The organism is Sporolactobacillus shoreicorticis, from assembly GCF_024125445.1.
Lineage (GTDB): Bacteria > Bacillota > Bacilli > Bacillales > Sporolactobacillaceae > Sporolactobacillus > Sporolactobacillus shoreicorticis.
The window spans coordinates 1-7,153 of sequence record NZ_JAMXWM010000052.1 but is presented as its reverse complement, the minus strand read 5'-3'; the positions used below and the strand labels follow the sequence as shown (position 1 = coordinate 7,153).

Genomic DNA, 7,153 nt, shown 5'->3' with positions numbered 1-7,153 from the left:
TATAAAAGTACCCTATAGGGTAGGCTTTTTCAAAGTGTCTACTCTATAGGGTACAGTTTAGGATTGGATCGTGGTTTTTTTGTTCCTCCATATTTATACCAAAAACGGATTGTTCTCGGCCTCAGATTCAATTGTTGTCGATGGCCCGTGACCCGGACAGACTACCGTCTCATCGGGAAGCGCCATTAATGTCGTTCGGAGGCTCGTCATCAGCTGATTTGGATCGCCGCCATATTGATCTGTACGCCCAATACTGCCGTGAAAAAGGGCATCACCGCAAAAAACGACCCGATCTGCTTCAAAATAAAAGGAAACGCCGCCGGGAGAATGTCCCGGAGTATGCAAAACGGTGAACGAAAACGGCCCAACCGTTACTTTTTGATGATCTGCCAGCAAATGATCTGCTTCGCGGGCAGTAACTGAACCGGTCACCGGGAAAAAAGCTGATCCGTTCTTGTTTGGATCTCGCAACCAATCCGCTTCGTTCTCATGAAGAGAAACCGGGAGCCTCCAAAGATCGCGTACCGCATCCAGCGCGCCGATATGATCAAAATGGGCATGAGTCAAAAAAACGGAAATTGGAAGCAGACGTTCACGGCTAATCATGAATTTAATTTTCTCAAATTCTTCCCCGGGATCAATGATCAAACAGTCTCTTGTTGTCTGATCAAATACTAGGTAACAATTTGCCTGAATCGGACCAACGGGACATACCATCCATTCCATAAAAACCGACCTTTCCATACCGTTAACACAGATTATTTAGTTCATGGTACCCTGCTTAATTTTCTGCATGCAGAGCCACGCTGCACCAATGACACCTGCATCGTTGCCTAATTGTGCAAGGTTGATGGTGCAAGCGTCAAACACACGCGGCAACGAGAAACGTTTAAAATACTTAGTCAGAGGAACAATAAGCGTATCCTCGGCATGGGACACTCCACCGCCAATAACAATTTTTTCCGGATTAATGGTCACGGCAATTGATCCAAGGGCAAACCCAAGGTAGTAGGCTGCTTTTTCCGCCACTGTTGATGAGAGCGGATCCTTCTTTGCAGCACAGTTAAAGACATCCTCAGCACTAATGTCTCCCTTACTTTCAAAGATATCGCGAAGAATGCTCACTGAATCATTGTAGTCAAGCGCATCTAATGCTAATCTTCGGATACCGGTCGCTGAGGATACTGTCTCAAGACATCCTGTTTTTCCGCAGTTGCATGAAGCGCCGTCAGTCGGCATAACCGTAATATGTCCGATTTCACCCGCCATACCGCTCACACCATGCAGAATCTCGCCATCACAGATAATGCCCCCGCCTACGCCAGTTCCAAGCGTCACGCAAATCAAATTTTTAGCACCTTGTCCGGCTCCAAGCCACATTTCTCCAAGTGCTGCCATATTCGCATCGTTATCAATCACTACAGGAAGTCTGATTGATTGCTCCAGTTCTTCTTTAAGCGGATAATCCTTCCAGCCTATATTGACTGCTTGGTAAATAAAACCGGTGTCCATATTAATAAAGCCCGGAGCACCAACTCCTACACCTCTTACCGTTGAATGCTCTAAATTAAATTGCTGCATTTTTTTAAGAACGCTTTCACTAATGTCGGAAGCAATGTGTCTCCCATTATCAATCGTATTTGTGGCAATCGCCCACTTATCAATCATTTTTCCATGATCATCAATCAAAGCCATTTTAGTGGTTGTTCCGCCTAAATCAATACCAATATTAATCATTCAATCACACCGCCCATCAGAATAAGTTCGTCATTTCATTTTCTCGCAAAAATTGCTGTTTGCCAATACACAACTTGTTAACATTTATAAAAAAATACTGATGAAATCGATTCGGTCTTTGCATGAATCGGACATGTTGTGAATAGAGTAGATTATAGGTCTTGTCCGGAGGTCGTCTGATTATGCGTCTTAAGCGAGTACAGATTCTCACCTTGCTCATCACGGCAGCTGCTGTGTTTTCATTGCTTATTTTCCCATTTCTGCTCTTAGACCGTCCAACGATTACTTATTTTCCTGAACATCCGCGCATCCAATATGTAACAACAGCGACGCACTTGGCGTTCGTACCCGAAAATCAGTTATTACGTTTGCAGACCGCATCTGAAACAAAGGAACGCAACGAACTGATGCAGGATTTTTCTTTATTGTATCGTAATAACCAGCTGGTTGCCATATTAAACCGCTGGCAAAAGAACGTGAGCGAACTGTCTGCGTCTAAAGAATTGGACATGTCGCCAGGATTTTATGTCGGATTAACCGTACATCAGGCCGAACGGCACATCGATCATTCAATTTACGGCAAGGAACAGCTTTCCCAGGACTATCTTATGGCCGTTAAAACAAATGGCACATACCATCTCTATCGAGAGCCGAAAACGACGGATGAAGCAAATCAACTCAGTCAATACACACGTGAACTCGGCGAAAGCAGAAATAAAACGCTTCGCCGTGCAGCTGCACGCTATGGATTTCAGCTGTCGGATTATCGCGTTGTCCCTTTGGACGCACTAACCGGTGAATCGTTCACACATATTTTTCCTTTTGGAAGGGAAAAGGCTGAACGAATCACCGGTCAATTATGGGAAGGATTATACAAAAATTATGTACGCGGCATCCAGCTTGCTCAGGCGCAAAGCGAATCTCCGCTCGGAAGTACCATGCCGCTTCTGTTGATCGCACAGGATCATATGCTAATCGTTTTTGAGACAGCGAATCGCCAAACTGTTCTGTTGAAGCAAAATTTTTCATGAACTTATGATTCAGATTCGTGCCGTTTCTGAAAATGCTTAAAGAAAACTAGATGTCCGACAACCAATAAAGCGCCCTCAATCAGCACCCGCCGACGCCTAATAAGAAATAAGGCAGTAACTGCCCATAAAACAGTCTCAATGATCAATTTTTTCTTTACCACACCTAAGCCCCCCGCTCTTCATTATCCTTGCTTAGTGTGGCTTTCATGCCCGACTTTCATTCCGATTTCTCGCTTGCTTGATAAATGTTTTTCTCAGTAATCATCCAGTCCACATGCTGATCATGCCGCTCAACCGGTATCTCGCCGACTAGCTGGCTTTCAAGCAATAAGGACACCGTAACACCCTCGTAGTCAGATAGAAAACGGTCATAATAACCTCCTCCATAGCCGATTCGATACCCTTGATGATTGAACACAATTCCAGGCACAATAAGTAAATCAAGCGATTTTTTATTAATTGCCTCAGTCATTGATGTATTCGGTTCCATTAATCCGTAAAAACCGGAATCGAGCTGACTGAAGGTCTGCAGGATATAGAAGGACAAGGTGCGACTATTCGGATTGCACTTTGGGACAGCAACACGTTTCGCTTCCGTCCAAGCCTTTGTTATAATTGCCATTGTTTCTATTTCTCGGCCAATTGATAAAGTGATCCCGATCGTCCCTGCTTCTTGCCACAACGATGTTGCAAACAAGCGATTTCTGATCTTTTTACATTTTTCCGTAAATACATATTCATCTAGTTTATCCATCTCATGGAGTATTCGGTTGCGCATTGCTTTTTTTTGTCTGTTCATTCTGTCCTCCATAATTGAGATCTGATGAATTTAAAGCAGTTGTTAAAAACCGCGTTTCTCATTAAAAAACTTTGCTTCGCCAAACATCCAGCGGGGCGAAGTCTTCGTTGCGACGGCCATGGACACCTAGTGTCCGGTTTGCCACAGAACGTCATCTTATTTCCGGACCGCTTATACTATTTCCCTTTAAATTTATATACCTTCTTATAGTATAAACAAAGGTGCAAAGCAAGTCCGCCATACAAAAAGCCGCAAAAAACCCTATAAGGTCTTTCACGGCTCTTTATTTAAAGCTGCTTACTTTGTTTCGCGATAAGTCACATATCTTCTCAGTTTTGGGCTGTATTTCTTCAGCTCAAGACGTTCCGGGTTCGTTTGTTTGTTCTTCGACGTGATGTAATCGCGATCACCGGTTTCGGTATTTTCCAAAATAACCTTAACTCGCATATTTATCCCTCCATTGCACTAATAGTCATCGTGTACAAAAACATACACCTTATCTTAACAAAAAAAAATTAATGCTTCAACCCTTTATTGGCATGCTTCAATAGCAGAATCTCTTTATTTTTTACTTATTTAGAGCCGTTTCGTCTTATTATCCCCAATTATTACTATTTATTTTACAATCTTCTTTCTTTTTCACCGTAATTCTTCCGTAACCATGGGAGATATGTTATAAATAATTATGGTGATTGTCATGTGATCGTTACATCGCATGAACCTCAGACAATGGTGAGGGGGGTAATGAATTGGGGTTTGTCATCTTGATACTCATGATTGTTGGGTTGACCGCACTTGCTGTGTCTTACTATAAGCAGGACAGTATCAAGCAGGTTGAAGGTCAGCTTGAGGAAAATTCCATAACAATGATGCAAGAGCTGTACAAGGTAAAGAAAAAAATTCGTGTGCTCGAAGAAGAAATCATGCTCGGGGACCAAGATCATTCTAAAGGGTGAACGCAGTGACAAAAAATGAAATACGCGGTTTTGCCGCCGGCATCTTGCTGACATGTGCCGTTTTCGCTTTCTTCTACTACCTGATTTTCAATCAGGGTGAGCAGAAACCGATGAAAAACACGGTGAAACAGACGCCGCTGACAGAAGCAACCGTTACTCAATATCTTGCCAGCCATCACCGCAAAGCGATTGATCTTGATGCCTACAATCAATGGCTGAGCGATACCAAGAAAGCAACGGAGCAAGCCAGCAAAGAAAAAACGAAGACAGACAAGAACAGTGACAAAGAAAAAAACGACAAATCTTCTTCGGAATCTAAAAAAACATCGTACAAGCTCCATATTAAAAGCGGCATGACTCCCGGAGATATCTCAAATGAACTCGTGAGCGCCAAGATTCTTAAATCGAATCAAAAGCAGGACTTTGACTCCTATCTTCATAAAAACAAGCTTGAAAAATACGTACAGCTAGGATCTTTTAACGTTTCAAGCGATATGTCCATTCAGAAGCTCGCTCAAGTCATTACGAAAAACCATAGCAATTAATTGAATAAACATCAGGAGACAGGTTGATCGTTCAGTGATCCGACCTGCCTTTTTGCGTACATATACAGAATGATAGGAGTGACCATACATGCACCATGTTGGGTGGAAAAACAGAGCTTTTAACTCTTTTGATTATCGCAGCAATTTCAATAAAGATCTTTTTTTATCGGCTTATGCCTCTCTTTTCAACATCGATAAGTAAACTTTTAATTTTTGATTCTTTTTAATGTCACAACATAATGACTATGTGGTAAAAAATTTATTGACACATGGTCACCATTCTTCAATCCATACTTAGCATAATCATATTCATAATAGCCATCGTCCAAATAGAAATATTGAGTTCCGGATCTGCCATTATCGACTTCATAAATAGTACCTGTTATTAATTTAGTTCTATTTGACAGTGCATTTGGTATATCCAAAATTTGAGGACCATCGAAATAAAGATATAAAGCAATTATAGCGATTACACCAATTAACCTGCCTACATGATCGATCCAAGAATTTTCTGGGGCGTTATCTGGACTTCTTATTAAATAACTGCACAAAACAATAAATTTCCTTGGAAAAGAAAGTTAAAGTAACTTGAATAATCGATTGTACAAAATGTAGAAAGTATTAATGGACATACAATAAAACAGACGAAAATAATTATGGTCAAGTATCGCAATAATCTGTGAGTTTTCCAAAAGTTAATCATAATTCGTCTCTTTATATTTGAAATCCTTGTGAACTTAGTGAAAAGATTTCAGTCATGACACCCGAATATTTATCTTTTAATCACAAAATAAAAAGGCCTGTTCATGAATTTTTCGTCGAAATTAGAAAAATTTTTAAAACATAGCCTATGTATGAGTTTAATAAATTTAATATACCATCCTAGGAGTTCAATGAGTCCATCTGTTTGTTTTCATTAATATATCGGCAATTCCGTATGATACTCATACTTACAGCATTATATGTTCAAAAGGAATTTTCATCCAATAATCTATTTAATCTTGACTTTTGCATTTGAAATTAAAAAAACCTGCAGAAATGTCATCAATCATTCCACAGGATAGTTTTTAATTTTTTATTTATAATTATTAACCACGTAATTTTTGGTTTTACTGATATAATTGATTTGCATAGCTATAGTGGATCTTTTTTGCCAATCTCAGATTCCATAAAATCGGAAAAGTACACAAAAGTTCGATTTATTGCTGATCTCAGAAACAACCGATTATATAAATGGACGAGACACCCATTAGAAAAGCATTTGACAACAAACAATGTAAAATTCCCTCACTATTTTTTGGTAAATTTTACAAAACCAATTCATCAGATAGCCAAACCAATCCGCCATTGATTCAATATTATCCTGTGTAACGATCAATAAAGTCGTAGTCGACTTTATTAACTGCGTCTTCATTAACCAAAAAAACAAGATTTACACGCTCACTATCGGGATAATTGTTTGCTCTCGTTTCAAAAATTACGTTGACTTTCTCGTCATCATCCATAAGCATACCTTCAATCATAACTATTTGATTTTTGTTAAAGTGATAAATTTATCGATCTCTTTAGTATCCTTTTAAAAACTAACTGTCTGCCATAAACTACCCAAATGTTTAATTGTTAATGACTCCCCAGAAATACAAGAACATTTGTTCTGTTTTTGCTTATTATATAAAAACTCTGCTTAAATTGCAATGAGTTGGGTAAGCAAAAAGATAAAAACCAATTTTCTTGTACCTTATTACATACATTTTTATTTGGTTTTTTGTTCTCTATCATCAATTCTATTTACTCCGTTCTATGAACGGTTTGAATCCTGTTTTCTCCGCCTTCTTCACGAGTAAATCTGCTTTTTTTCGATCTTTAAATGCACCAATTTGGACCGAGTAAGTTGTTGTCGTATTTATTTCTTCACTTGTTTCATGTCTACTTGTGGTACCACTGTCCTTACCGCCATGACCTGCATCAAGATGAATGATCATATCATAACCCCCCAAACTTTATAAAAAATGATTAACCAATGTTTGATCTGAATTTGCCAAATGCATCCCTTGCTCTTTGGACAAGTTTACGAACCTTGACATC

General features: G+C 39.6%; 11 protein-coding genes. 3 read left to right on the top strand and 8 right to left on the bottom strand.

Features of this window, described 5'->3' with window-relative positions:
- Positions 1-93: 93 nt before the first annotated feature.
- Positions 94-726, bottom strand: coding sequence for an MBL fold metallo-hydrolase (locus tag NIE88_RS21515; RefSeq protein ID WP_253065613.1), 633 nt, complete (start codon positions 724-726; stop codon positions 94-96).
- Between the two features lie 36 nt (positions 727-762).
- Positions 763-1,737, bottom strand: a complete 975-nt coding sequence (locus tag NIE88_RS21510) for an ROK family glucokinase (RefSeq protein WP_253065612.1) — start codon at positions 1,735-1,737, stop codon at positions 763-765.
- A 182-nt stretch (positions 1,738-1,919) separates the two neighbouring features.
- Here NIE88_RS21510 and NIE88_RS21505 point away from each other — a divergent pair, with 182 nt between their 5' ends.
- Positions 1,920-2,768 (top strand): hypothetical protein, encoded by an 849-nt coding sequence (locus NIE88_RS21505; protein WP_253065611.1) that lies wholly within the window; start codon positions 1,920-1,922, stop codon positions 2,766-2,768.
- Between the two features lie 2 nt (positions 2,769-2,770).
- Here NIE88_RS21505 and NIE88_RS21500 read toward each other — a convergent pair whose 3' ends face one another.
- The 3 genes from NIE88_RS21500 to rpmG form a co-directional block, all read right to left on the bottom strand.
- Entirely contained in the window at positions 2,771-2,929 is a 159-nt protein-coding gene (locus tag NIE88_RS21500; protein ID WP_253065610.1) for a hypothetical protein, read from the bottom strand.
- 56 nt (positions 2,930-2,985) lie between these two features.
- Positions 2,986-3,567 (bottom strand): 5-formyltetrahydrofolate cyclo-ligase, encoded by a 582-nt coding sequence (locus NIE88_RS21495; RefSeq protein ID WP_253065609.1) that lies wholly within the window; start codon positions 3,565-3,567, stop codon positions 2,986-2,988.
- 297 nt (positions 3,568-3,864) lie between these two features.
- Positions 3,865-4,014 carry a 50S ribosomal protein L33 gene (gene rpmG / locus NIE88_RS21490; RefSeq protein ID WP_253065608.1) on the bottom strand — a complete coding sequence of 50 codons (150 nt, stop codon included), beginning with the start codon at positions 4,012-4,014 and terminating at the stop codon, positions 3,865-3,867.
- Between the two features lie 302 nt (positions 4,015-4,316).
- Here rpmG and NIE88_RS21485 point away from each other — a divergent pair, with 302 nt between their 5' ends.
- Together NIE88_RS21485 and NIE88_RS21480 are read left to right on the top strand one after the other, a co-directional pair.
- Positions 4,317-4,523, top strand: a complete 207-nt coding sequence (locus tag NIE88_RS21485) for a hypothetical protein (RefSeq protein ID WP_253065607.1) — start codon at positions 4,317-4,319, stop codon at positions 4,521-4,523.
- 5 nt (positions 4,524-4,528) lie between these two features.
- Positions 4,529-5,068, top strand: coding sequence for a hypothetical protein (locus NIE88_RS21480; RefSeq protein ID WP_253065606.1), 540 nt, complete (start codon positions 4,529-4,531; stop codon positions 5,066-5,068).
- Between the two features lie 206 nt (positions 5,069-5,274).
- On the opposite strand, the gene NIE88_RS21475 is transcribed toward NIE88_RS21480, so the two are convergent.
- The 3 genes from NIE88_RS21475 to NIE88_RS21465 form a co-directional block, all read right to left on the bottom strand.
- Complete coding sequence (locus tag NIE88_RS21475; RefSeq protein WP_253065605.1) at positions 5,275-5,619, bottom strand: hypothetical protein; 345 nt, start codon at positions 5,617-5,619, stop codon at positions 5,275-5,277.
- Positions 5,620-6,426: 807 nt separating this feature from the next.
- Positions 6,427-6,573: a hypothetical protein gene (locus tag NIE88_RS21470; RefSeq protein WP_253065604.1), complete on the bottom strand. Its 147-nt coding sequence runs from the start codon at positions 6,571-6,573 to the stop codon at positions 6,427-6,429.
- 279 nt (positions 6,574-6,852) lie between these two features.
- The gene (locus tag NIE88_RS21465; protein WP_253065603.1) at positions 6,853-7,050 is read right to left on the bottom strand and encodes an SPOR domain-containing protein; all 198 of its coding nucleotides are present in this window, start codon (positions 7,048-7,050) and stop codon (positions 6,853-6,855) included.
- Between the last annotated feature and the right edge of the window lie 103 nt (positions 7,051-7,153).